Here is a 25,509-nt window from a genome sequence, read left to right on the forward strand (position 1 = left end):
TACAGGTGCTTTAGTTCAATAAGGATAGTGGAATATTATACTAAAAAGCGCTCAAATTTCTAAGCGCTTTTACTTGTTATTCATATGGCTATTTCAATGTTGAAATATATGCTAATTAACCTGTTATTTACGTTGTTAATTGCACTTTACTCCCCATCAACCGAACCCGTTACTCACAGTAGGGCTCCTTTTTGTTTAGTTGCCTATACAGTTACATAGCTTCTTTTTATCATTAAGACAAAGCTTTTAATCCAACAACACCGATAACAATCAAAATCACACTGGCAATACGCCCTACGCTTCTTGATTCTCCGAAAAAGAGCATATTGATGAGTACTGCACCCGCAGTTCCGACACCTATCCACACGGCATATGCAGTGCTCACTTGTAAATAGTTGAAGGACATATAGAGAAATGCGAATGCCGCTCCAAAGCCGCCCCCGAAAAGAATTGTATTGGTGATTGTCTTCCGCTTACTATACTTATTCAAACCGACAACACCGATAAACTCACTTATTGCTGCCGCAAATACAAATAACCAACCCATCACTTAACAAATCCTTTCTTTTCTTCCGCACCGTCAGCAATCTTCAAGCCGATTACACCCACAACTAAAATTAGGATGAAGAATATTTTACCTACTCCCAGAGTTTCTCCGAACAAGAAAACATCCATTAATGCGGTCCCTATCGTACCAACCGCCGCAAATACTGCATAAACAGTACCTGTCGGGAGATTTTCACAAGCCTTCGCCAAATAATGAAAGTCAACGAAGATGAACAAGACGATCGGGATCCAATGCCACCATTCTGAGGCGACATTGAAACCGAATATCCATACTAATTCGAAAAAACTTGTCAGCGCGACGTATAACCATGATTTGTTCATTGCAAATTACCCCTTACCAAATGACTGACTGTCATTCATTTTAATATATATGAGCTCCAAGACGTAGTAGCATAGCTAACATCCTGGAACAAGTCGAATCTATTTAATCGCCAAAGCGTGCTTCAAGAAGTTCTTCACTTCATTTTTTTGTATGACCGCCTCATCTTCCTTGTCGGTATCATATAAATATATTTGTTCGGCTGCAGATTCTACTAGACCGATGACGAGTCTAGCTGTCCTATCGGGATTGACGGAATTTCGGATTGCCCCTTCGCCAATCGCTTGCTGAAGGCCTTCACTTACCCACTTATAAAAAGGTGCGTATACCGTTTCCCAATCTTTCAGATGTTCTGTTGAAGCTAATCCCGAATAAATGAGTGCTTGAATTTCATGATATTCTTCACTCACTTCAAAAATGGCGTCGACGAGCTGCTCCATCCGTTTTGGAAATGGTGCATCATCCGATACCTTATCCGTGACTATCTCCAAAGTTTTTGCGACCATCACTTCAGCAATTGCAGGCATCAATGACAGTTTTGATGGAAAATATAAATAGAATGTTCCTTGAGCAATGCCTGCCACTTTCACAATATCAGATATTTTCGTTTTCTCGATCCCTTGCTTACGAAAAACATCAATGGCCGCCCGGACGATTCTTTCTTTTTTATCCAATGATTGATTCCCCTTCCGCTGACTGACTGTCATTCATTATAACATAAAAAATCCATCTAAGGGGCAGACGACCTTTCTCCCTTAGATGGATGTCGAAATGGGAATGGGGCGTATCCCTTAAGTCCCTACTTCTCTTCAGTTCGTTGGTCGATATGGAGAGTGCCGTCTGTGAGGATTTCTGCATAATAAACTTGTTCCACTTTGCTGAAACCGTTTTTCTTCAGCTGCTCATAAACCCATTCTTCTGTCAGTTTGAGCTCGGTCAAGTTTTCTTTGATTAATTTTCCATCTGAAATGATTTCTGTCGGTATATATTTTGGCTCATTGCCGGGTGCTTTCACGTCTTTGCGCGTCGCGGTCTCTTGAGCCGCTTTTTTCATGACACTTAACTGGCCGTTCGTCTCAAGAATTGCATAGTTAACGTCTGCAACAGCGAAAATGCTTTGCTCGCGGAGCATCATGTTCAAATCATTCAATGTTAGACGAGCCTTCTTCATCCCTTTTTCACTAATTTTGCCTCTGTGTATAACAATGGTCGGCTGATCATCGAATAAGATTCTCGCTTTTTTCGATTTTATTGTTAGGAAGTTCACAAAAACGGTTAGTAGAGCCCACCAAATCATTGAGACTGCCCCATCCAGAAATGGGGTTTCCGTTTGAGCGGATATCTCAGCCGCAACGGAACCAATTGTAATACCCGTGACGTAATGGAAAAAAGTAAGCTGTGAAATCTGCTTTTTCCCCATCATTCTGGCGAGGAGCATAAGAATGATAAAAGCAAAAATTGTTCTAAACGTCATTTCCCAAAAATCAATTTTAGAAATTGCATCTGAAATCATTTTTGTACACACCTCCACAACGGTAGTGTGTGATAGAACTATTACAATATACAGAGAAAAAAACAAGCAAAGCAGGGATTTCATCTATTCCCGCTTTGCTGCTTTGTTTTAGATTTTCATTCCCATACGTACGGAGTTTCTTGGTAGACGTAATAATTTAACCAGTTTGAGAAAAGAAGATGAGTATGTGAGCGCCATGTGTTCAATGGTTGCTTTTTCGGATTGTCATTTGGGAAATAGTTTTCCGGCATATCTATATCGATCCCTTTTTTCAAGTCCCGTTCGTATTCTTCGGCGAGCGTGCACGCATCATATTCCAAATGGCCGGTGATCATAATATGTTTGCCGTCTTTAGACAGGACGATGAACGCGCCTGCCTCTTCCGATACCGCTAATAATTGAAGTCGCGGCTCCTGTTCAATTTCTTCAATTGAAACAGACGTATACCGTGAATGGGGTGCGTTGAATAGATCATTAAAACCACGAGCCAGCTCAATTGTCGGATCGGTCAACTGATGACTATAGACGCCAGATAGCTTTTTCGGCAACTCAAATTTGTCGATTCCGTAATGATGGTAAAGAGCAGCTTGCGCTCCCCAACAAATATGCAATACAGAAGTGACATTTGTCGTCGACCAGTCCATAATTAGTTTCAACTCATCCCAATAGGCGACATCTTCAAACTGAAGGTGCTCGATTGGGGCTCCTGTAATGATGAGCCCGTCATAACGGCGATTTTTAACACGGTCGAATGTCGTGTAAAATGATTCCAAGTGATTTTTGCTCACATTTTTAGATTCGTACGTCGCTGTATTCAAAAATGAAACATTCACTTGCAATGGCGTATTGCCGAGCAGACGAAGCAATTGAAGTTCCGTCTTTTCTTTTTCCGGCATTAAATTCAAGATGAGGATATTTAACGGACGGATATCTTGGGTAGTTGCCCGCCGTTCATCCATGACGAAAATCTTTTCTTCTTTCAACAGCTCACGTGCCGGTAATTGCTCAGGTATATTGATTGGCATTGTTGCTCCCCCTTTATAAAATAAAAAACCCCGCTCCCAAAGATAGGAACGAGGATTTGCATCTGTTTCTCCGTTCTTATCTCTCAAGATTCACATCTTGTTGGAGGTAGCACCTTCCTGCAATCGCAGAGGTTGCTGAAGCTTCAACGGGCCAAATCCCTCAGCTTCTCTTGATAAGAATTATTCAATTGTGACTATTATATCATCAATCATGGGATTGTATACTGATTTGTTTCAACGATGCACTTTCGCTTTTGAAAAACCAAGCCCTAATATTTCGGAAGCGTTTAGGAAAATGACAAATGACGACGGTTCAGCAGCTTGAAGTAGTTTCTTCAAATAGACAGCCTCCGACTGTTCGACAACGCAAAAGATCATTGTTTTTTCGTTGTTTGAATAGCCTCCTGTCGCCTTCATTTTCGTTAATCCCCTGTCAATTTCATTTTGGATGACCGATTGAATTTTCTCTTCATGGTCGGTAATGATAAGGACTAGCTTTGTCGGTGATGTTTGGAGCTGGACGAAATCAATCACCTTGCTCGTTACATAAATTGACATAAGTGCATACAAAGCAAGTTCAAAATTAAACACGAAAGCTGAGGTGACAACGACAATACCATCGACAATCAATTGTGAAAAGCCACTTGAGATGCCTGTATACTTCTTCAGTAATTGGGCGATTAATGCAGTTCCTCCAGTCGATCCATTTCCTCTATAAACAATTCCCAACCCAATACCGAGCATAATACCGCCATAGATGGAACTGAGTAGCGGATTATCGACAGACAATTGGATTCCACTCGTCAAATAGATGACGAATGGGACGAAAAAAGTACCGACAATCGTTTTTGTGCTGAACTCCTTCCCCGCAAGCAACAGTCCCAACGCGATAAGAGGAATGTTGATCATCCATTGAACGTAGGCAGGATTATATTCGAATAGTTCATACAAAATCGTACTGACACCTGAAATGCCTCCTGCAGCTATACGGGATGGCAATAAAAATATATTGAATGAAAGTCCGACCAATGACGCTCCTAGGATGATCTGAACATAGTCGAAAACGACCGGTCTTTTCTTGATGAATGACATAATTGGTTCCCCTTTCTTAAAAGACTTACCTATTCTATCAGAAAAAATCCTGGCCAGAAACGTTTCAAAGGTAGCATAAGAGGAATAGAAAGAATAGGAAACTGAAAGAAAGTATATTCATTTTTTTGTAATTTCCTAATTTACTGGTATAATAGTTGATATATTTACAAAAAAACATAAAGTCAGGGAGGATAATATGCGAAGCTTAGGCATTGTCAGAAAAGTAGACCATCTCGGCCGGATTGTGATCCCGAAGGAATTGAGAAGCACCTTGAAACTCGATAAAGGCGCACCAATGGAAATATTCGTTGATGACGATATGATCATCCTGCGGAAGTATGTAGTCGATGCGGCGTGCATCGTAACCGGAGAAATCACTCCCGAGAACACAAAACTTTCGAATGGCATGTACATTAGTCCTAAAGGTGCAGAAATCCTAAAAAAAGAAATTGAATCGAATAAGACTTGGGAATGAGCATTTCCAAGGGCAGAGGGCAACGGTTACAGCACCGTCGCCCTTATGTCACGGGCCTTATGTTAGTTAAATGAAATCGGAGGAAGCAAAATGGAAATCTTCGCACATAGAGGCGCTTCAGGTAACTTTCCGGAGAACACGATTGCTGCATTCAAGGAGGCGGCACGTCTTCCGGTTTTCGGTGTTGAATTCGATGTACATATGGCAGCAGATGGCGAACTTGTCGTCATCCATGATGAATCAATCGACCGTACGTCAGACGGCACAGGTTATGTGAAAGATATGTCTATAGCGGATTTGAAGAAACATGATTTCGGAAGCTGGTTCTCACCCGGATTCCAAGGAGAAACAATACCGACACTGTCAGAAGTCCTCGATGTATTCGATTCAACTAACCATAAACTGAACATCGAATTGAAATCAGATATTTTCCCATACGAAGGAATGGTCGAAAAAGTGCTCGATTTAATTGAGACAAGACGAATGGAATCTCGCGTTATTATTTCGTCATTTGATCACGCTGCCATTCAATTCGTTAAGCAGCTCAATCCTCACATCGAAACGGCCGCACTATTCATGGAAGTACTCGTCCACCCGTTGGACTATCTACACAAAATTCCAGCGAATGCTCTTCATATCCTCTTCCCAGCAGCAATCCGCCCGTCCATGGCCGAAGTAATCAAGAGCGGCATGCCGATCCGAACATTCACAGTCAACGACGAAACATACGCAAAAACTTTAAAACAAACCGGAATCCAAGCCATCTTCACCGACTACCCAGAAAAAATGAATTCCCTTTTATCTTCTAATAAAAATTAAAAGAGGATGGAGGAGGGATTGAAACGGAAGGCGGCGACTCCAGCGGGAAAAGCGTCAGCAGAAGACCCCGCAACGGAGCGAAGCGGAGTGAGGAGGCTGAGGCGACGCCCGCGGAAAGCGTCCGCCTGGAGTGGAAATCGTTTTCATTATAAAAAGAGAGATACCGCCATCCCTTCTAGGATTAGCGATATCTCTTTTTTCATGCATCCAAACCGTTAATGAACGCCTCGATTTCTTCCTTCGTCTTCCGGTCCTTGCTTACAAAACGCCCGACCTCTTCACCATTATGAAACGCGATAAAGCTCGGTATTCCAAACACATCCAATTGCTGACAAACATCAATAAAATCATCACGGTCCACATAAATAAACTGATACTCCGGATAATCCGCCTCTAGAGCAGGCAAGAACGGCTCGATCACCCTACAATCCGGGCACCAATCCGCCGAAAACATGAACATTGTCCGTTCCTCATTTTTCAACTGCTCAAACTGCTCAATCGATTGAAGTTTTTCCATTCGTCCTCTCCCCTTCTCATTTCATCTCCTTGAGTATATCACTCAAAAAGAAATCCATCATATGACGACCAATGAAAAATGCAAACAAACAATCATGAAATCGTGCAATTGGGGAATTCTAATCATTCAACAAAGGAGGTTTCCACTTGCGTATCCATTATATGATTGCTTACTTCTGTGCAATGATCTGTCTCTGTCTTCCTCTTAACATCGCCTCCGCCTCCGATCAACGGACCGAAAAGGAGATTAAGGAGGAGCGGATGGGTTTTTATTTGCAATTCGCAAATGAACTGGTTCCGTGGTACCACCTTGCTGCGATCGATCAATATGAAAGGAATATCCAGCAAGTACGTAACGACCTTCCAAAAGTGGACGGACCAATTTCCATCCATGTTCCTGTTGAACATTGGTTCGGTGCTTTGAATCCGGATCTATCCGACACTTCCCCGAACACTATCGCATTTTTTGGCGGGTACGGAATAGATGGGAATGGGGATGGTGCAGCAGACAAATCCGATCCAACAGATGTGCTATTGATGATGTCTTCTCACCTGGCCATGTACGGTCCCGATGAAGACGATTTTAAGGCGGCTTTATGGCATTATTATAAACGGGAAGCGACGGTCAATCAGATTGTGACAATAGCCAAACTGTACAGGCATTTTGAAACTGTTGAATTGGATAAGCACGTATTTCCAATTCCGAAAGGACACAATTATTCTTATCGTGGCACATGGGGGTCAAGCCGCGGATGGGGCGGACGCCGGATTCATGAAGGCACGGACATTTTTGCCGGTTATGGTGTTCCAGTTGTCGCCACTTCTTACGGCGTCATCGAAGTGATGGGATGGAACCAATACGGAGGTTGGCGCATCGGTATACGCGACAACCATAACACGTATCATTACTTTGCCCATTTGGCGTATTTTGATAAAGGTATTAAAGAAGGCGATGTCGTTGAGCCAGGGACGCTTCTCGGCTTTGTCGGCAGTACAGGATACGGAAAAGAAGGGACTTCCGGTAAATTCCCTCCCCATCTCCATTATGGAGTATATAAATACAACGGACGGGTTGAATGGGCCTTCGATCCATACCCTGCCCTCCGTAACTGGGAGCGCCAAAAATAGGAAGGGGCTGTCTCGATTTTTGAGACAGCCTCTCTTTTTACAATTGAACGTCCAAAATTTTGAAGAGAAAAGAATAGACATCTGTCTGCTCTTCGATGATTTTGACAGTCGGCTTACCGAGACCGTGTCCTGCATTCTTTTCCACGCGGAGCAGAATTGGATGATCTCCTGTATAAGCAGCTTGCAGCGTTGCCGCGAATTTCAATGCATGCGCCGGAACAACGCGATCGTCCGTATCAGCCGTCGTAATTAAAGTCGGCGGATATTCCACGCCTTCCTTAACATTATGGAGCGGTGAATATTTGATCATGTAAGCAAAATCTTCGGCATTTTTTTCTGCGTTTCCATAATCCGTCACCCAATAGCGTCCTACCGTAAATTTGTGGTAACGGAGCATATCCGTCACCGGCACTTGGCAAATTGCCGCTCCAAACAAATCGGGACGCTGGGTAATGCTTGCGCCAACAAGCAAGCCTCCATTGCTCCCGCCCATGATTGCAAGCTTTGCCGTCTTCGTATAACCTTCTGCGATAAGCCATTCGCCAGCCGCTGCAAAATCATCGAAGACATTTTGTTTGCGCGCAAGCGTCCCTGCATTGTACCACTCTTCGCCGAATTCCCCGCCGCCTCTCAAATTCGCAACGGCATATACGCCGCCTTCTTCAATCCACATGCGTACTGCAGGAGAGAAGGAAGGTGTCAAACTGACATTGAACCCGCCGTAGCCATATAGAAGGACCGGATTCTCGCCATTCAGGACCAAGTCCTTCTTATGGGTAAGAAACATCGGGATCTTTGTCCCGTCCTTCGATGAATAAAAGACTTGAGATGTCTTGAATCCTTCTGTTTCGAATTTGTCCTCATCCTGAAACACTCCGGTCAGTTCGTCTTGTCCGAAATTATAGCTAGCCACTGCACTCGGCGACAAATAGGACGTATAACTGAAGAACATCCAATCTTCCTCTTTCTTTCCTGTCAACCCGGTCAATGAAATATATCCCGGCAATTGGACGTCATTCTCATGCTTGCCATCCAAACTGAAAATCTTCAGTTCATGATGTGCATTATGCAAATAGCCGACCACGAGTCGTCTGTTAATCATTTTTCCGAAGAACAACACATCGTCTTTTTCCGAAATGATATCAATCCAATTTTCCTTCGAAGGATTATCCAAGTCGACTGCAATGATTTTTTCGCGTGGTGCATCGACATTTGTTAGGAAATAGAAAGTTCGCCCTTCATTGCCGATGAAATTATATTCTCCATCGCCCTTATCAAACAGATAGACAAATTCCCCATCTTCTTCTAGGTCTTTATAATAAATTCGGCTTTTATTTTCGGTGCCTTTCCAAACGTTCAGGATCAAATAACGATAATCATCCGATAATATCGGGTTAAACGAGAATTCCTTGTTGTCTGGATCTTCGTAAACGAGTACATCTTCTTCCTGAGATGTTCCTACTTCATGCAAATACACTTTATTGTAAAAGCTTTGTTCTTCAGGTGAAACTGTTGATGGATCGGGAAAACGGTTATAATAGAAGCCTGTCCCTTCTTCATTCCAAGCGATGCTTGAGAACTTACAAAAACGGATCAGATCCTCTTCGTCTTTCCCAGTCTCCAGGTTCCGCACTTTGATTTCCTGCCAGTCACTTCCGTTGACCGAAATACCATATGCCAATCTCTTGCCGTCTTTAGAGAAAGAAAGATTCGTTATAGCAGCGGTCCCTTCATCATTCATCGTATTCGGATCCAAAATAACTTCCAATTCCTTAGTATCAAGATCTTTTGTACGGTAGAAGACTGCTTGGTTTTGTAGACCGTCGTTTTTATGGAAGTAAAAATAATCCCCTTCTTTTTGAGGAACAGTATACTTTGCATAGTTCCACGTTTCCGTCAGCTTACTCTTCACTTTTTCGCGATCCGAATAAGACGCGAGGAAATCCTGTGTCTGTTTGTTTTGTTCATCAACCCACTGTTTAACTTCGGGGTCTTCCGGATTTTCCAGCCATCTGTACGGATCTCGGATTTCAGTTCCATGGAAATTCTCAACTACATCCTCTTTTCTTGTAAATAGAACCACAACATATCCCCCTTTACTATCTTACAATTGACATTTTACCATATTCTTCAGAAAAGTGAGCATAAATAAAAGCAGCTGAATAATATCAGCTGCTCCATCTCATTTACTATTTGGGAATGCTGCACCATGCATCGGAGGTGGGATGATCCAACCTTTTTCCTTGTTCAGACGAAGTAATCTCATTCCAAACAATAGTCGGTCTGCATGAAATTTACTGAACATCATTGCAATGTCTTCTCTGAGGCATTGGCCGATCACTTGACTGCATGATACAAGACCTTGTCCGACGTTTATAGAAACGGCTCCACTGATTTCCGGATCCATATAACGTGCTCCTACAGGAATGTCTTCCGCTTTTGCAACTGCACGATCAGGCAATGTTGGAGGAGGTGTTACACCATTCTCTTTAAGTACTTTTTCAACAGCTTCATTTTCTTCTTTCATCATGTCAACCGCGTCTTTTAGAAGCTCAATCAAATCCTTGTCGCCAGCATGATTGATGAATCCCTGATAACCGCTAATTAACCCTTTGTTCGCGCCTACATATGCCCAGCAACCGAGGACTTCACCATAGTGCATTGGCTCTTCTTTCGGATTTCCATTTAAAATGCCCAATTTTTCTCCCTCTTTTCTTAAACTTTTCCATTAATGATTATGGTACTGCAATTATGATGTGAAGACTGTGTTATTTTATACATCGAATTAGCGATAACTAAATTTCAATTGACATTTTCAAATTATTTGGTAATATACAATGCAATCATTTTTTTATTATTATTGGTTATGCTAAATCTACTCTTCCATACATTGCGCCATCAAAAAGCAATATTTATTTCCGTATGTTTTTCAATAATCTATATGAATAGTTCGTATTACAACGGATTCAACTCTTCGAATTAAGAATTCAGGATATTTTATTTCAAAATTACCGAATGATGGGTTGACATTCAAAAACAACATGTTATGATTGTCAATAATTAAATAACTCACAAATGATCTTGACGGAGACAGGCTTTGCGGAACGGAATCTTTAGAGAGCTGATGGTTGGTGCGAATCAGCGTTTCTGACGCAAGGCAGCACTCCTGAATCGGTGGACTGAAACTTCGAGTAGGCTCACCCGGAACATGCCCGTTATGCATGCAATGAAGGCTGTCGTCATGACAGCGAAAAAGGGTGGCACCGCGTAGCTTATAGCTTTTCGCCCCTTGCATATAGTTGCAAGGGACGGAAGGCTTTTTTATATTCCAAGGAGGAGATTGACATGTTGCAAGATCAACAATATTTACGAATTCCGGGACCGACTCCCATTCCGCCAAGTGTTCAGCGGGCGATGGCGCAAACGATGATCGGCCATCGAGGACAGGAGACGTCAGAGTTGCTCCGCTCCATCAAACCACGTCTAAAAAAAGTGTTTGGAACAGAACAGGACGTATTGATCGTTACGGGAAGCGGAACTTCCGGACTGGAAGCGGCTGTTGTCAATGCTGTGAAACCGCTGGATGAGGTGCTTGTCATTGTAACAGGTGCATTCGGTGCCCGTTTTGTAAAGATTTGTGAAGCGTATGGAATCCGCGTCCACACGTATGAAGTGGAGTGGGGGAAAGCCTTTGACCCTATTGAAATCAAGGAATATCTACAAAGTTTCCCGAAAATAAGTGCTGTTTTTGCAACGTATTGTGAAACGTCGACAGGCGTCATGAATCCGATACATGAATTGGCAGCAGCAGTGAATGAAGTATCCGATGCACTTATCATTGTGGATGGTGTCTCTTGTGTCGGTGGCGTGGAAACGAGAATGGATGATTGGGGCATCGATATTATGGTGACCGGCTCTCAAAAAGCGTTCATGCTGCCAGCTGGACTGATGTTCATCGCCGTAAGCGAGCGTGCATGGGATGTCATTCATTCCAATCCGAACCGCGGTTTCTATTTGGATTTAACGAAGTATCGAGATGATCTGGCAAAGGATACGACACCTTTCACCCCTGCCCTATCCCTTCTTTTTGGGCTCGATCAAGCGCTAGCCATGATGGACAAGGAAGGGCTTGAGATTGTGTATGGCCGCCATTCCCTCATGAAGGAAATGACTCGTGAAGCTTTCCGGGCACTCGGAATCCCTTTATTGACGAATGATGAAGATGCCTCCGATACGGTCACCGCCGTCCAACCTGAAGACTTTGACGCAGAGGAATTCCGCAAAGTGATCAAAAAGGAATTCGGACTTTCGGTTGCAGGCGGACAAGAGCGGTTGAAAGGGAAGATTTTCCGCATCGGACATATGGGCTACTGCTCCCCTGCCGATGTGCTCCAGACGCTCGCCATGATCGAACTTGGTCTGATTAAATCCGGAAAAAGTATTGAACTCGGCCGAGGCGTGGCAGCAGCTCAACGAATCTATTTGGAAAAAGGGGAGAATGACCGATGACTTATCATATATTGATTGCCGACCCGTTAAGCGAAGAAGGCATCCATCCATTGCGGCAAGCAGATGGGTTTGAAATTACAATTGCCACCGATTTGTCGAAAAACGAGCTGCTTGAAAGGATCAAAGGCTTCGATGCTTTGCTTGTCCGCAGTCAGACCCAAGTGACGCGGGAAGTAATTGAAGCTGCGAGCAATTTGAAAATTATCGGACGTGCCGGTGTTGGAGTAGATAATATCGATTTGGACGCCGCCACGGAGCATGGCATCATCGTCGTCAATGCACCTGACGGCAATACCAATTCCGCGGCAGAGCATACAATTGCAATGTTGACCGCATTGGCGAGGAAAATACCTCAGGCGTTCAACTCATTGAAGAACGGCAATTGGGATCGCAAATCGTTCATCGGTGTCGAGTTGAAGAACAAAACGCTCGGTGTCATCGGCCTTGGAAGAATCGGTGCGGAAGTGGCTGCCCGTGCGAAGGGGCAACGGATGAATGTCATCGCGTATGACCCATTCCTGACAGAGGAAAAAGCACGAAAGATGGGGATCGGTTTCGGGACCGTGGAAGATGTGTTAAAAGCGGCAGATTTCATCACGATCCATACACCTTTATTGAAAGAAACTAGGCATTTATTGAATGACGGAGCTTTCGCAAAAATGAAGGATGGTGTACAGATCATCAACTGTGCTAGAGGAGGAATCATCGACGAAGATGCACTATACGGAGCAATCGTGTCAGGTAAAGTTGCGGGTGCAGCCCTCGATGTTTTTGAGACGGAACCTTTTGTCGACCATCCGCTGCTCACGCTGCCTGAAGTAATTGCAACACCGCATCTAGGAGCCAGCACGGTGGAAGCGCAGGAAAGCGTAGCGGTCGATGTCAGCCTGGACGTCGTGAACTTCTTCAAAGGGGAAGCTGTGCAAAATCCAGTCAACCTTCCTTCCGTCCCGAAAGAAGTGTTGGCCAAAATCGCACCTTTCTTCGACTTGGCTGAAAAGCTCGGGATTTTCCTGTCCCGAATGACCGACGAAGCGATAGAAGAAGTAAATATCAAATTCGCTGGAGAACTGGCCAACTACGATGTGCGCGCATTGACCCGCAATACGGTAAAAGGCATTTTGAAACGCAACCTCGGCAGCCATGTCAATGACGTCAATGCGAAGTTTTTAGCCGAGCGGTTCGATATTAAAGTGAATGAGCATAAGACGACGGCTGGAAAAGGATTCCTTCATTTGATCACTGCGGAAATCGTCACGGCGAAGTTTACACATCGCGTGGCGGGCACTTTACTGAACGGTCTTGGCGCGCGCATCGTCAAGGTAGATGATTATGCGGTCGATGTCGTACCGGAAGGACATTTGCTATTCATTAAACATAAAGACCAGCCGGGTGCAATCGGGCGCGTCGGGACGTTATTAGCACAGAAGGATATTAACATCGCAACAATGCAAGTCGGACGTTCGACAGTTGGTGGCGACGCCATCATGATGCTAACCGTCGACAATCAAGTGGCACAGGAGGAAATCGCCGACTTGATACAGCTTGCAGACATTTATGAAGTGAAAGCGATCGATTTATAAATGGATGAATTGAATCTAAAAAAGAGTGAGTCCCCTTAATGGGAACTCACTCTTTTCTCAACTTGTCCAAAATCGGAAAAAGCTCTTCCAAATGGCGTATTTCAAAAGTCGGTTGTATTTCCGGATTCTCCGGCTTCTCTTCGCGGTTAATCCAGACGGAGCGCATTCCTACCTTTGACGAGCCTAAAATGTCTGTCATCAAATTGTCGCCGACCATTAGTGCCTCTTCTGAAGATGTTCCGGTTTCCTCCAATACATGCTCGAAGATGGATGGATCGGGCTTCCCTTTGCCAAAAGCCCCCGAAATGACAATCTTATTGAAATAAGGGGCCATCTCCGGGGTGATTCCCAATTTAGTATGTTGGAGTGACGGGGATCCGTTTGTCAAAAGAACAAGTTCATATTTGCCTTTCAACTGATCCAGGACCGAAAATGTCTCATCGTAAACGAAAGGCGATTTCTTTCGCTCCTCTATGAATCGTGCTGCAAGTTCCTTACTAAACTCGCCGTCAACAATGCCGAGCTTCTCAAGCCCTTTCGTCCACGAATCGTGCTGGTACTCTTGTATAATTCCCTTCATCTGCTGAAATTCTTCGCCTGGGTCGTCGAATGTGCCCCATAATCCCTCGAAAGGGTTGATCCCGATCATTTGAGTGAATGCATATGTATCATAGGTAGCATAAAGTTCCCTTGCGGCTTCGCGGACCGCTGCCTCCAATTCCGTTGCATTGGCATTTAATCTTTCTGCCGCGTACTGACAAGTATTAGCGAATGCTGTCGCAATGCTTTTCTTATCCCATAACAGCGTGTCGTCCAAATCGAAAATGATTGTACGAATCATTTGTCATCTCCCCCTTTGCTTCATTATACATAAAAAACCGCCCCAAGAAGGAATTGGAGCGGTCAATTTCAATCGGAGTATATATTCCGGTCCCAAAAGCGCTGTTGAGTGATGGCTTGGATAAAGTCCATCGGAAAATCGGACCCAGATGCAGAGGCGATAACAATGCCCGGGCCCGGCTTCGCATCGGATCTTTTAAAAATGGCTTCCCCTGTCGAGGCGATGCCAATCGGCTTATAATGTCTATATGCCTCGTTGATAAATTCTTCTATATCCTTATCGAATTTCGCCTGATTCTTCGCTTCTCCGCCAACGATATATAACGAATCGAAAAGGACAGGTGATGTTGTGGTGAGGGTTTCATTCAACATAACCTTTACACCGTCCGCTCCCGTGAGGCTGCCTAAACGCTCGCCGATAATATCGACAGCAACTCCATGATTCATTAACGTTTTTACGACCGCTTTCACTTCCCTGCCATTGAAGCCGTTGCCAATTATGACCCCTACTTTGAGCGTATTCGGATACTTGGGCGTCTTCTCTTGGCTGAGTGCTGGGGATGCAGCTGAAACATTGACTTGTTGACCTTCCGGACGGTTGACTCCGACCGCATCGGCTATGACTGTCGCCAATTCCTTATCCACATTGACAAACATATCGACGACTTGTTGCCTGACATCCGCAGATTTCACTTTCCCGACTTCGAAGATGAATGCATCTGTAATATGTTTCTTTTCTTGCTTTGTCATACTGTTCCAGAACAGGCGCGCTTGCGAAAAATGGTCTTTGAATGAATCGCTTCTAGCCTGAATGACACGGCCTTCCACTTTCTCTGCGTAATGGACAAAGCCTCCCTCTTTCCATGTGGAGGTGGAAGGTGTATTCCCTGCGAGTGAATTTTTATGGTAAGCGACTTGGCCCACGTCGATTCGTTGGCGGCTGAACCCATCACGTTGATTATTATGGAACGGACATATCGGGCGATTGATCGGAATCTCAGCAAAATTCGGTCCTCCAAGACGAAGCAGTTGCGTATCCAAATATGAAAAAAGTCTTCCTTGCAGAAGCGGATCATTCGTGAAGTCTATGCCTGGTACGATATTGCCGAGATGCATTGCGACTTGTTCCGTTTCCGCAAAGACATTATCTACATTCCGATTTAATGTGATTTTGCCGAACATCTGGACGGGAACGATTTCTTCTGGCCAAATCTTCGTCGCATCTAAAATATCGAAGTTGAACATGAACTCATCTTCCTCATTGATCATTTGTACTCCAATTTCATATTCGACGACATTTCCATGCTCAATGTTTTCCCACAAATCACGTCGATGGAAGTCCGGATCCTTCCCGGCAATCTTCTGCGCTTCATCCCAGACTAGCGAATGAACACCAAGGACGGGTTTAATGTGGAATTTGATGAATTTTGCTATCCCTTCCTCATTGACAAAGCGGAACGTGTGAACACCAAATCCTTGCATCATCCTGAAACTTCTCGGGATGGCCCGATCGGACATGAGCCACATGATCATATGGGCCGTTTCTTGGTTATTTGCGACAAAATCCCAGAACGTATCATGGGCAGATGATGCTTGCGGTATTTCATTATGCGGTTCAGGCTTGATGGCGTGCACCATATCCGGAAACTTGATTGCGTCTTGTATGAAAAAGATAGGAATATTATTGCCGACGAGGTCGAAGTTTCCTTCTTCGGTATAGAACTTTATCGCAAAGCCTCGAACGTCCCTCACCGTATCGGCGGATCCTTTGCTTCCGACAACTGTTGAAAACCGGATGAATACAGGCGTTTTTGAGCCCGGATTCTGAAGGAACCCCGCTTTCGTAAATTCCTTCATGGATCGATGTAGTTCGAACTCTCCATGTGCTGCAAATCCCCTTGCATGTACAACTCTCTCAGGTATCCGTTCATGGTCGAAATGGGTGAGCTTCTCCCGCAGGTGAAAATCCTCCAGTAATGTCGGTCCGCGCACTCCTGCTTTCAAAGAATTTTCATCATCCGACACTTTCACTCCTTGGTTCGTCGTCAGCTTCTTTCCGTAGTTATTTACTCGGAACTGTTCTAGCTGTGCGTTTTTTTGGTTTTGATTTTTCTCCACAAAATCCCCTTCCGAATATTTCTAAGCCACCATTTCTATTTATATGCAAGTTGAAAGCTCCCGGGCACTTTCCTCATGTTTCACCAAATCAGAATTAGGCTACAATAGGAGACGAGATACTTATGAGGAGGCGCGAACAATGCATAATCATTATTTTATTGGAATTAAAGCCCCTGCTTCAATTGAAGAGATTGTAAAACAATACAGAGAAAAATACCGATTATCGAATAACTATAAAGCGATTCCGCACTTGGATGATTTGCATATTACATTGCTGTTTATCGGGGCGCTTCCTGAACAGCAAGTTGAACCTTTGCAGGAAAGTCTCGCTGCGCTAGCGGACAAACATAGTGATTTCCATCTGATCGTGGATGGCCTTTCCTTTTTCGGTTCTCCGAAAGGTCCACGAGTCGTTTATTTGTCCGTCGAGCAATCGAACGAGCTCGATGCTTTACAGCAATCGGTTGCCATGATCGGGGCAGATCAGTTAGGCATCGAACCCGATAAACGCTTCACTCCTCATATTGCAATTGCAAAAAAGCGCAAGATCAATGGAGAGTTTCCCATTCAAAAAGAGTCATGCACACCACATCCATTTCACGTCGATGGATTTTCACTCTTCAGGATTCATCCATCTAAAACTCCAAAATATGAAGCTGTTCAAACCATTACATTAAAAAACCCTCTCAATAAGTGAGAGGGTCGCATTACGTCATTTATGTCTTATTAATCCGGAACCATCCTTTGTACGTAAACCAACCAATCATCGCGATTCCTATAATGAGCATCACGATAAGTACAACAGGATATCCGTACTGGAAATGGAGTTCAGGCATACGGTCAAAATTCATGCCATAAACACCAGCGATGAATGTTAACGGAATAAAGACCGAAGATATGATTGTCAGCGTCATCATGACGCTGTTCATTTGGTTGGAATTGATGGACAGTTGGCTATCGCGTATATCCGAAGTCAACTGCCTGTTTGAATCGATCATGTCACTCAATCGGATGAGATGATCGTAAATATCCGAGAAATACGTATGCTCATGGGGAATAAAATCCAATCTTTTTGATTCGAGCATCCTATACAACAACTCCCTCATCGGATAGATCGTCCTTCGGAGACGCAGCAGATCGCCACGTACTTCAAATACATATTCCATCGATAATTGGACAGTTGTCGGTGATAATTTTTCCTCAATTTCGTCCAAATGGTCTTCGATATTATAAAGGATCGGAAAGTACTGATCGACGATTTTGTCTATTATTTCATACATGACATAGACATGTCCCCGTTCCCACTTCCGAGGATTTTGCATAATTGCCTCTCTTGCCTTGTCAACTTCCTGTAATTGTGTGTAATGAAATGAGATGATAAAATTTTCTCCTAAAAACAGGTCCACTTCTTCAGCAATCAAATCTTCATGACAGATGGAATGCAAAGCAAAAAACGTATAGCCTTCATAATGATCCAGCTTCGGACGCTGAATGCGGCCATAACAATCTTCCAATGCTAACGGATGGAACTTGAATAACGATTGAAGCAATGAGGCTTCTTCCGCATCCGGCTGATCAAAATCAACCCAGTACCATCGTAAAGAGAGACCGGAGATTTCCTGTACTGGAAAGTCGTAAATGAATTCATCGTCCGTCGTTAGTCCCATTGTCCAGATCATGTTTCCACCTTCTTTTCGCTCGTAATGAACTTTCCCTAGCCAGAATTCGATGATTGTCCTTCCTGTATCTTAACCATTTTCCACTCACATACTACATCTGACAAAGTTAAACGTAAACATAAGCCCCAAAAACAATAGGTGCTCAAACAATTATGGCAAAACGGCTTGGATCATTACCAAGCCGTTTCTATTTCTAGTTTCATGCAAATTTTTCTATGTTTACTTTACTACTGATAAGCGCACTGTATGAGTACAACGACAAAGGAGTGTTTGTTATGGAAATGAAAGATAAAGTACAAAAGGAACTGGCAAAGATTGATGGCGAAGATAAAGATCAAATTCTGGAGAACTTCAATCGATTCAAACAGTACCTCTCCGAAAAAGTGGAGCTAGGTGAGAAAATGGGCTTGAGTGATGAAAAGCTTGCGAAAACGACTGAGATCGTTGCAAGTTATCTCGCCAATCACGAAGAACCTCGTAACCGCGAAGAAAAAGTTCTTATGGAGCTTTGGAAATCCGGCTCTAAAGAAGAACAGAGCGTGCTTTCACATCTTCTTTTGGAAATGGTTAGGAGAGCTTAATTTACAGCGATAAAGGCAATGGTAAAGAAGCTACCACTAAAAATGTGGTAGCCTTTTCCATAAATATTGTTCATTGAATTCGGATTGCATTATGGGATGTGAGCATGGATGGATTTTTTCTACGGACAGGAAACATTGACAGCCATTCAATGGGTGCTGCGTGCAGTAATCGCTTTTCTCTTTTTATTACTCGCGTCAAAGTTGATGGGCGAGCGATCCATTTCCCAACTACGGTTAATTGACTTTACCATCGCCTTAATTATCGGAAATATTTTAGCCCATCCTTTGTCCGATGAAAATTTAGGGATGAAAGGGTCACTAATTACGACAACAGTATTGATCATCCTGTATCTTTCTTCTGTATATGCAACGTTAAAATGGGGGAAGTTGCGCAAGATAATGGAACCGTCCCCTTATCCTCTTATCAAGCATGGGGAAATCGTGTATGCAAACTTAAAAAAAGCGCGGATTACAATCGACCATTTGCTATCAGAACTACGAAAGGAAAAAATAGAAGAAATCCAGAAAGTAGCATTAGCATTATGGGAACCCGATGGGACGATTTCATTCTTCCTTACCCCTCAGCATCAAGCATTGACCCCACAAGTTATGCAACTCGTTACGAATCCATTTTCCTATCCAACGATAGTTGTGAAAGAAGGAAGAATTGATTTTGAAACGTTGAAGAGTACAAGCAAAGATATGGATTGGCTGCAGAACAAATTGACACTTTATAATGTCCGAGCTTCAGACATATTATTGGCGACCGTTGACGGAAGCGATAACTTCAAGATTTACCTATATGAGTAAGGAGTAATTTTCAATTTTTCACCCATAGTATGAGGGATAATGTCTAACTTCTGAATGGAGGTATTTATTTTGGATAGTCAACGTGCACGTCAGATTGTGTCGTCACCGGATGAGATCATGGTCAGTTATAATGGCGTTTCTGTATGGATTGATAAGGTCCACGAGGATGATCGGACCGCTACGGTTCATTTGCGCCAAGCGATGGAGGAAAGATCGGAAGTTGCGATTTCGGAATTGAAGGAACACAGACAATAACGATTGAAGCTGTCCAGAAATTTTCCGGACAGCTTCGTTTTTCTATTCCAAAAAGTAAAAACCTCTACCGACGTAGAAGTTTTTATGCTGTTAACCGATATTCTCTACGATAATTTGTAAGATCAACGCGACTGTCACAACCCGCAAAATTGGCTTCACAAACTTCGGTTTCAATTTTTCCGCAATGCGTACCCCTGTCTGCGCTCCAGTAATTGACCCCAACATCAACATAAGCGTAAGTGGCCAAATGATTTTCCCTGCTGCAATATAAGTAATCGCTGCACCGAAACAACTTGCAAATGTTGCAAGACGGACGTAGGCGACTGCACGCATATAAGCCACTTTCAAATGGCCGAATAAATAAAGCATCAACGTGCCTTGCCCTGGACCGAATAGTCCATCGTAAATTCCAATCCCATACAATCCAGGTACACTCACTTTGCTGAATTTCAATTTCTCCTGTCCATCGAAATCCCCTTTTCCGATGAACGATGTAATGAAGGCAAACGATAGAAGAATGATCGCCAATATATATAAATGGTCTTCTGAAAGCATTGTTGCAATGAACCCCCCGCTAACCCCTCCTACAAGACTTACAGGGATAATCCAAAAAGATTCACGTAATGAAATCTGTTTATGTTTCAAAAGGACAAGAAAGCTTGAGAACGAGCTGACCGTGTTCGATACTTTATTCGCACCGATTGCAGAATGAATTGGAACGCCGAGCAGCAGCATCGCTGGAAGACTGATGAGCCCGCCGCCCCCTGCCAATGTACCGATTGTCGTTGCAATGGCCCCAATGAAAAAGAGTGAAATGTATTCCATCATGAACACCCCCTGTGTATAATTCTATTATACTCCCCTAACAATCATTAGAAAAGTCGATAGTTATTATACAAAGGCATAACATTTACTTATAAACTAAAAACCGATTTCATATTTTTCTCCTTCTTCATTGACGACTGTCAACTTGCCGTTTTTACGTTCAAGACCGATTAGAATATACGGATTAATCTCTTCACTGTCCGCTTCTACTTCCCTTACAGTAACGATTGTCTCATCATCCAATATTTCAACGTCTACAACTTCAAGTTCGAGTTTATTCGTTCCGGTTGAAACAACAACCATCTGTTTGCCTTCCGCAATATCAATAAGTTTAAAAGCTTTTCTCTCCGGCATTTCCTTTTGCAAGTAATTAACATAAGACCTGACTCCTGGCTCTTTATCTATTTCTTTCTTGTTCCATACCCAATATTCTTTACTACAACCAGTCAAAATCATCATGATAGCGAGTAAGGTTAACACTTTTTTCATGCCTGTTTCCCCCTTTTTTCTACAACCTTTTTTCCAATATAATTCGATGAATCCCCTCATCGTCAGTAAATGTTTCAGTTATATCGAAGCCATATTTGATATTCAATATCAACATCTCTCTCCACTTATTTCTTGTCTTTGTTTCGATTGTTTCATAACCAGATTCCTTGACGAGACGATGTTGGAGCTGCATAAGCCTGGAGGCAACCCCTCTTCCCCTGTATGCCCCATGAACTCCCCCGTACCAACTGTAATAGCGGTCAGCTGATAGACTATATCCAATCTTATAACCGACTACTTGATTGTCTTCCATCGCAACGATAAATAGGACATCCGGCACTACTGAAACCTTTTTTACAAATTCATCAGCGTTAGCAAAAATCTTATTATGTAATTGCAAAATCCCATCCATTGTTCTTTCATCAGGCAATCCCCAGAAATAGTAAACGTGTGGCATAGCAATATCCTCCCTTTCCAATATTATACTATAAATTAAATCTATTCACATTTTAAAGATTATGTATCATTCTTTCTGTACTTTCATACCATAGGCAAAAGATTCTGACTGGGGTAAAATAGGTTAAAGGGGGAGAAATAGAATGGATCAGATTTTAGAAACAATTGTCGGGTGGTTATGGGGACTGCCACTCATTTTCACAGTGTTATTCGTCGGACTTTATTTCACAATCGGGAGCAAGCTTTTCCAGTTCAGTTATTTGCCGCATATCTTCAAATCTACATTTGGGAGATTATTTTCTAAGAAAGACGTGGACGAGAATGCAAAAGGAATCTTAACCCCGTTTCAAGCAGTAAGTACAGCGATTGGCGGTAGTGTTGGCGTCGGAAATATTGGTGGCGTGGCAACGGCCATCGCAGTAGGCGGACCAGGTGCTGTCTTCTGGATGTGGATCACTGCCCTTTTAGGCATGATGACAAAGACGGTCGAAGTGACGTTAGCTGTCCATTATCGAGGGACGGATGAAAAAGGGAATCCGTACGGCGGACCGACGTATTATATGGAAAAAGGGTTAGGTGAGGAGAAGAAGTTCAAGTATTGGAAGATTCCAGCCATCCTTTTCGGTTTCGGTATATTTACTACGTTTTTTATTACTCTTCAAAACTATACGGTTTCTGAAGCTGTCAGCTCTACATTCAATATCGGAATGATTCCGTCTTCGCTTATTTACGTCACTCTTATTTACGTGGTCATCTATGGGGGCATTAAGCGGATTGGGGAGATTGCGTCAAAACTTATCCCATTCATGAGCATTTTTTATGTATTGGCGTCGCTCTTCATCATCCTTAAGAATTTCGATCAAATCATTCCCGTCTTCGGACTTATTTTCGAAAGTGCCTTTACAGGAATGGCCGCTGTCGGAGGCTTTACGGGCGCGGTCATCGCACAAGTAATTCGGATGGGGGTTGCACGGGCGGTATACAGTAATGAAGCCGGCTGGGGAACTTCACCGATGATTCACTCAACAGCAAAAACAAATCATCCGATCAAGCAAGGAATGTGGGGGGCCATGGAAGTATTCATCGATACAATCGTCATCTGTTCGATGACCGCTTTCACTATTATCATTACTGGCGTCTGGTCGTCCGGTCTTGACGGAGCGGCACTCACTTTATCGGCTTTTGAGGCAGGCATCGGACAAACAGGCAGGTATATCATCGCCTTGTCCGTCTTCCTATTCGGTTTGACGACGACGACCGGCTGGTACACTTATTACGAAATCATATTGCGCCATCTGTTCGGCGGAGAGAAGAAAGTCAAAGTGAAAAACAAGACGATTTTCTTCTATAAATGGCTCTATCCAATTCCGGGCTTACTCATGGTTGTCTATGCCGTCTATTATGATATGCCTGGTAAGGCGGTCTGGTATTTCGCGGACATCACGACTGCGATTCCGACGTTCATTAACTTAATTGTCATTATGGTTTTGAGCAAGAAGTTCTTTGAGTTGCTAAGGGATTATAAGGCAAGGCATTTGAATATCGGAACAATCGACCCGAATTTCAATGTGTTTTATGAGGACAAGAGTAAAAAGTGATTTTATTTGTACAATAGAACATTTTATAAAGAGACGGGTGAAAAATAGCAAACGCTATTCTTCACCCGTTAATTTCTGCGTTTCTGCGTTATCAACGGCAATAGAGAATCGGACAGCAGATGGAGCTCATGCATCGGCCTAGTCATCGCTACATATAACAGTTTTCGATCGATTGGATGGTCGCGGAATGGTTCATCGAAAGCGGCGATAATGACAGCGTCAAACTCGAGACCTTTTGATAAGTGGCTTGGCACGATGAGCAGGCATTCGCCGTTTATGTCGGAATCCTCGCCTAGTAATTGGACAGGCATGCCCGACTTTTCAAGTTGCTTGTAAAGCATCTCAGACTCTTTTCGAGTTTTACATATTAAAGCAATCGAGCGGTGTCCCCTACTAAGAATTGCTTCATAGATTTCACTCACTTTGGACGTATCGAGGTTTGGCATATCATAAAATTCCGGTTCCCTGCCGTGTCGGACGACCGGTTCTACGAGCGGCAGATCTTCCTTCATCTGCTCGAGAACTTTGTTCGCTAATTGCATAATCTCAATTGTCGTCCGGTAGCTTTTTTGCAACGTCGTGTAAGTTGCCCGTGGAAACATTTCCCGCACCGGCTCCCATGACGTCAATGCCCGGTAGCTGTGGATTCCTTGTGCAAGATCCCCAACCATCGTGAACATATCCGTTTCCAGTCCGTCTTGTAATGCCGCAAGCTGGAATTCGCTGTAATCCTGCACTTCATCAATGAATACGACGCGCATTTTCCATTCATCCGCCACACCTTTCAACTTGGCATGCAAATAATAAAGGGCAGCCAAGTCTTCCGTCTCCCAAGAATCACTAGCGTGCGCGGCAAAAAAAGCATCCCTTTCCGTTTCGGACCAGTGGCATGCCAGTTCAGTATGTAATTGCGGATTTGTAAGCCAATCCCTGTACAGTTTTTTAATATTGAACTTTTTAAATCTGCGCATATAAGAGGATACCGTCTTTTTCCCTTCCTTTTCAATAGAAGGAAGCCGTTCGTCACGTTCATCCATGACCCTCGTAATTCGTGCCTTTCGCTTTTCTTCATCCCGGATGCCGTACAGCGCTTTGTCGAGTGCTTCTTCATATTTGTCGGATAAGAGCTTATACAGCTGTTTCCGTTTTCGGTTCACTTCGGTCTGCATAACGAGCTTAATGCGCTCAATCCTTTTCTCAAGAGGCATATAGTTGAAGTCATCAAGGAACAATTTCTTCAGACGAGATGCGCGCATGATCCGGTATTTTTCGATATAGACGTCTTCGAAGAGTGCCGCTGTTTCCTGTTCGAGCCTATCCACGTATGTTTGCATGATTTCACGGTAGTGGAGTGTTCCTTTCATGCGTGCAATGAAAAGATGTTCTTCATTCACGGAATCTATCGCAGTCAACAACTCCAGCTTTTTATTCGGATCAACTAATTTCAGCTTTATTCCTGTCGCTTCCAGTACATATTCAGCAAAAGTAGTTTGACAAATCCGTCCCACGCCTAACTCAGGGAGTACGTCGCCGATATATTCCATGAACAGGCGGCTCGGTGCCAGAATCATCAGCTTCTCCGAAGGGAAGTCGGTGCCCATCGTATAGAGGAAATAGGAGATCCGGTGAAGAGCGATCGTCGTCTTACCACTTCCAGCGGCCCCTTGAACGATGATCGGCTGGTTCAGGTTCGCTCGGATGATTTCATTCTGCTCGGCTTGGATTGTCGAAACGATTTCAGTCAACCGTACATCCGCTTTCCCTGCCAAAGCTTCCTGAAGCAATTCATCATTCGTCGTCAAATCGATATCAAGGATGTCGATAAGCTCTCCTTCTTCGATTTTATACTGCCGTTTCGAGAAGAGATGTCCGCTGATTTCTTCGTCTCGCACTTTATACGTCAAGTCTCCCAGCCTGCCATCATAGTAAACATTGGCGACGGGTGAACGCCAGTCGACGATGATCGGATCTTGGGTTTCCTGATGGAAGACGGACGTTTTGCCAATATAGAGGAATTCATCCTTCTCCCCTTCCGTCTGGAAATGGATACGGGCGAAATAAGGCTTCTGCTGGATCGCTTCGAGGCCTTCCTTCTGCGAGCGGGCCATTTCAAAAAATCGGGTATTCGTCAGAATGTTAATGTAGCTTAAACTGGAATCCAAATAATCCAAGTCGGCCATTGCATGCCGGATTTCATCTTGCGAGGATTGCACATCACGCATCGACTCTTCCAGGAGTCTTTGCATGTAGTGCTTCGTGTAGTCAAGGCGCTGCAATTCAAACTCAAAATCGGGATGTTTCTGCATATACAG

The 25,509-nt window shown here is 43.6% G+C and carries 26 protein-coding genes, 1 riboswitch and 1 other annotated feature; of the genes, 10 read left to right on the forward strand and 16 right to left on the reverse strand.

Annotation, left to right across the window (positions count from 1 at the left end; all coding sequences use genetic code 11):
• Window positions 1–232: 232 nt before the first annotated feature.
• The 6 genes from AB1K89_RS03900 to AB1K89_RS03925 all read right to left on the reverse strand — a co-directional run bounded on the left by AB1K89_RS03900 (window position 233) and on the right by AB1K89_RS03925 (window position 4,516).
• On the reverse strand, window positions 233–547 hold the full coding sequence (locus AB1K89_RS03900) for a DMT family transporter (protein ID WP_413053483.1): 315 nt from the start codon (window positions 545–547) through the stop codon (window positions 233–235).
• The gene (locus AB1K89_RS03905; protein ID WP_413053484.1) at window positions 547–888 is read right to left on the reverse strand and encodes a DMT family transporter; all 342 of its coding nucleotides are present in this window, start codon (window positions 886–888) and stop codon (window positions 547–549) included. The genes AB1K89_RS03900 and AB1K89_RS03905 overlap by 1 nt, the downstream gene beginning before the upstream one ends.
• Window positions 889–987: 99 nt before the next feature.
• A complete protein-coding gene (locus AB1K89_RS03910; RefSeq protein WP_413053485.1) occupies window positions 988–1,593 on the reverse strand; it encodes a TetR/AcrR family transcriptional regulator in 606 nt (201 codons plus the stop codon).
• A 92-nt stretch (window positions 1,594–1,685) separates the two neighbouring features.
• The gene (locus AB1K89_RS03915) at window positions 1,686–2,399 is read right to left on the reverse strand and encodes a YetF domain-containing protein (protein WP_413053486.1); all 714 of its coding nucleotides are present in this window, start codon (window positions 2,397–2,399) and stop codon (window positions 1,686–1,688) included.
• Window positions 2,400–2,515: 116 nt separating this feature from the next.
• Window positions 2,516–3,424 carry a homoserine O-acetyltransferase MetA gene (metA, locus tag AB1K89_RS03920; RefSeq protein ID WP_413053487.1) on the reverse strand — a complete coding sequence of 303 codons (909 nt, stop codon included), beginning with the start codon at window positions 3,422–3,424 and terminating at the stop codon, window positions 2,516–2,518.
• 73 nt (window positions 3,425–3,497) lie between these two features.
• Window positions 3,498–3,604, reverse strand: a riboswitch (SAM riboswitch).
• 54 nt (window positions 3,605–3,658) lie between these two features.
• Window positions 3,659–4,516: a YitT family protein gene (locus AB1K89_RS03925; RefSeq protein ID WP_413053488.1), complete on the reverse strand. Its 858-nt coding sequence runs from the start codon at window positions 4,514–4,516 to the stop codon at window positions 3,659–3,661.
• Window positions 4,517–4,712: 196 nt separating this feature from the next.
• Between AB1K89_RS03925 and AB1K89_RS03930 the strand changes: the two genes are divergently transcribed.
• Together AB1K89_RS03930 and AB1K89_RS03935 are read left to right on the forward strand one after the other, a co-directional pair.
• Window positions 4,713–4,991: an AbrB/MazE/SpoVT family DNA-binding domain-containing protein gene (locus tag AB1K89_RS03930; protein WP_413053489.1), complete on the forward strand. Its 279-nt coding sequence runs from the start codon at window positions 4,713–4,715 to the stop codon at window positions 4,989–4,991.
• 90 nt (window positions 4,992–5,081) lie between these two features.
• Window positions 5,082–5,810, forward strand: a complete 729-nt coding sequence (locus AB1K89_RS03935; protein WP_413053490.1) for a glycerophosphodiester phosphodiesterase — start codon at window positions 5,082–5,084, stop codon at window positions 5,808–5,810.
• Window positions 5,811–6,009: 199 nt separating this feature from the next.
• Here AB1K89_RS03935 and AB1K89_RS03940 read toward each other — a convergent pair whose 3' ends face one another.
• Window positions 6,010–6,327 (reverse strand): thioredoxin family protein, encoded by a 318-nt coding sequence (locus AB1K89_RS03940; protein ID WP_413053491.1) that lies wholly within the window; start codon window positions 6,325–6,327, stop codon window positions 6,010–6,012.
• Window positions 6,328–6,473: 146 nt separating this feature from the next.
• Here AB1K89_RS03940 and AB1K89_RS03945 point away from each other — a divergent pair, with 146 nt between their 5' ends.
• On the forward strand, window positions 6,474–7,454 hold the full coding sequence (locus AB1K89_RS03945) for a M23 family metallopeptidase (protein WP_413053492.1): 981 nt from the start codon (window positions 6,474–6,476) through the stop codon (window positions 7,452–7,454).
• A 37-nt stretch (window positions 7,455–7,491) separates the two neighbouring features.
• Here the strand turns inward: AB1K89_RS03945 and AB1K89_RS03950 are convergent, their stop codons facing one another.
• Window positions 7,492–9,537 carry a prolyl oligopeptidase family serine peptidase gene (locus tag AB1K89_RS03950; RefSeq protein WP_413053493.1) on the reverse strand — a complete coding sequence of 682 codons (2,046 nt, stop codon included), beginning with the start codon at window positions 9,535–9,537 and terminating at the stop codon, window positions 7,492–7,494.
• A gap of 99 nt (window positions 9,538–9,636) precedes the next feature.
• Complete coding sequence (locus AB1K89_RS03955; RefSeq protein ID WP_413053494.1) at window positions 9,637–10,152, reverse strand: DUF3231 family protein; 516 nt, start codon at window positions 10,150–10,152, stop codon at window positions 9,637–9,639.
• Between the two features lie 374 nt (window positions 10,153–10,526).
• Window positions 10,527–10,747, forward strand: a binding site (T-box leader).
• A 52-nt stretch (window positions 10,748–10,799) separates the two neighbouring features.
• Between AB1K89_RS03955 and AB1K89_RS03960 the strand changes: the two genes are divergently transcribed.
• Both AB1K89_RS03960 and serA read left to right on the forward strand, forming a co-directional pair.
• Window positions 10,800–11,963, forward strand: a complete 1,164-nt coding sequence (locus tag AB1K89_RS03960) for a pyridoxal-phosphate-dependent aminotransferase family protein (protein ID WP_413053495.1) — start codon at window positions 10,800–10,802, stop codon at window positions 11,961–11,963.
• Complete coding sequence (gene serA / locus AB1K89_RS03965; protein ID WP_413053496.1) at window positions 11,960–13,546, forward strand: phosphoglycerate dehydrogenase; 1,587 nt, start codon at window positions 11,960–11,962, stop codon at window positions 13,544–13,546. Before AB1K89_RS03960 ends, serA begins: the two co-directional genes overlap by 4 nt.
• Before the next feature lie 46 nt (window positions 13,547–13,592).
• Here the strand turns inward: serA and AB1K89_RS03970 are convergent, their stop codons facing one another.
• Window positions 13,593–14,387: an HAD family hydrolase gene (locus AB1K89_RS03970; protein WP_413053497.1), complete on the reverse strand. Its 795-nt coding sequence runs from the start codon at window positions 14,385–14,387 to the stop codon at window positions 13,593–13,595.
• A gap of 68 nt (window positions 14,388–14,455) precedes the next feature.
• Entirely contained in the window at window positions 14,456–16,504 is a 2,049-nt protein-coding gene (locus AB1K89_RS03975; protein ID WP_413053498.1) for a catalase, read from the reverse strand.
• A gap of 139 nt (window positions 16,505–16,643) precedes the next feature.
• Between AB1K89_RS03975 and thpR the strand changes: the two genes are divergently transcribed.
• Window positions 16,644–17,201, forward strand: a complete 558-nt coding sequence (thpR, locus tag AB1K89_RS03980) for an RNA 2',3'-cyclic phosphodiesterase (protein WP_413053499.1) — start codon at window positions 16,644–16,646, stop codon at window positions 17,199–17,201.
• Between the two features lie 19 nt (window positions 17,202–17,220).
• On the opposite strand, the gene corA is transcribed toward thpR, so the two are convergent.
• The gene (gene corA, locus AB1K89_RS03985; protein ID WP_413053500.1) at window positions 17,221–18,183 is read right to left on the reverse strand and encodes a magnesium/cobalt transporter CorA; all 963 of its coding nucleotides are present in this window, start codon (window positions 18,181–18,183) and stop codon (window positions 17,221–17,223) included.
• A 275-nt stretch (window positions 18,184–18,458) separates the two neighbouring features.
• Between corA and AB1K89_RS03990 the strand changes: the two genes are divergently transcribed.
• The 3 genes from AB1K89_RS03990 to AB1K89_RS04000 all read left to right on the forward strand — a co-directional run bounded on the left by AB1K89_RS03990 (window position 18,459) and on the right by AB1K89_RS04000 (window position 19,829).
• The gene (locus AB1K89_RS03990; protein ID WP_413053501.1) at window positions 18,459–18,764 is read left to right on the forward strand and encodes a DUF3243 domain-containing protein; all 306 of its coding nucleotides are present in this window, start codon (window positions 18,459–18,461) and stop codon (window positions 18,762–18,764) included.
• A gap of 108 nt (window positions 18,765–18,872) precedes the next feature.
• Entirely contained in the window at window positions 18,873–19,574 is a 702-nt protein-coding gene (locus tag AB1K89_RS03995; RefSeq protein ID WP_413053502.1) for a DUF421 domain-containing protein, read from the forward strand.
• A 69-nt stretch (window positions 19,575–19,643) separates the two neighbouring features.
• Entirely contained in the window at window positions 19,644–19,829 is a 186-nt protein-coding gene (locus tag AB1K89_RS04000) for an H-type small acid-soluble spore protein (protein WP_060206206.1), read from the forward strand.
• A gap of 90 nt (window positions 19,830–19,919) precedes the next feature.
• Here the strand turns inward: AB1K89_RS04000 and AB1K89_RS04005 are convergent, their stop codons facing one another.
• The 3 genes from AB1K89_RS04005 to AB1K89_RS04015 all read right to left on the reverse strand — a co-directional run bounded on the left by AB1K89_RS04005 (window position 19,920) and on the right by AB1K89_RS04015 (window position 21,600).
• Window positions 19,920–20,654 (reverse strand): sulfite exporter TauE/SafE family protein, encoded by a 735-nt coding sequence (locus AB1K89_RS04005; RefSeq protein WP_413053503.1) that lies wholly within the window; start codon window positions 20,652–20,654, stop codon window positions 19,920–19,922.
• Between the two features lie 96 nt (window positions 20,655–20,750).
• Window positions 20,751–21,143 carry a hypothetical protein gene (locus AB1K89_RS04010; RefSeq protein ID WP_413053504.1) on the reverse strand — a complete coding sequence of 131 codons (393 nt, stop codon included), beginning with the start codon at window positions 21,141–21,143 and terminating at the stop codon, window positions 20,751–20,753.
• Between the two features lie 19 nt (window positions 21,144–21,162).
• Window positions 21,163–21,600: a GNAT family N-acetyltransferase gene (locus AB1K89_RS04015; RefSeq protein WP_413053505.1), complete on the reverse strand. Its 438-nt coding sequence runs from the start codon at window positions 21,598–21,600 to the stop codon at window positions 21,163–21,165.
• A 142-nt stretch (window positions 21,601–21,742) separates the two neighbouring features.
• Between AB1K89_RS04015 and AB1K89_RS04020 the strand changes: the two genes are divergently transcribed.
• Complete coding sequence (locus AB1K89_RS04020; protein WP_413053506.1) at window positions 21,743–23,197, forward strand: alanine/glycine:cation symporter family protein; 1,455 nt, start codon at window positions 21,743–21,745, stop codon at window positions 23,195–23,197.
• Window positions 23,198–23,265: 68 nt separating this feature from the next.
• Here the strand turns inward: AB1K89_RS04020 and helD are convergent, their stop codons facing one another.
• Complete coding sequence (gene helD / locus AB1K89_RS04025) at window positions 23,266–25,503, reverse strand: RNA polymerase recycling motor HelD (RefSeq protein WP_413053507.1); 2,238 nt, start codon at window positions 25,501–25,503, stop codon at window positions 23,266–23,268.
• Window positions 25,504–25,509 lie beyond the last annotated feature (6 nt).

The organism is Sporosarcina pasadenensis (assembly GCF_047228845.1).
Classification (GTDB): Bacteria; Bacillota; Bacilli; order Bacillales_A; family Planococcaceae; genus Sporosarcina.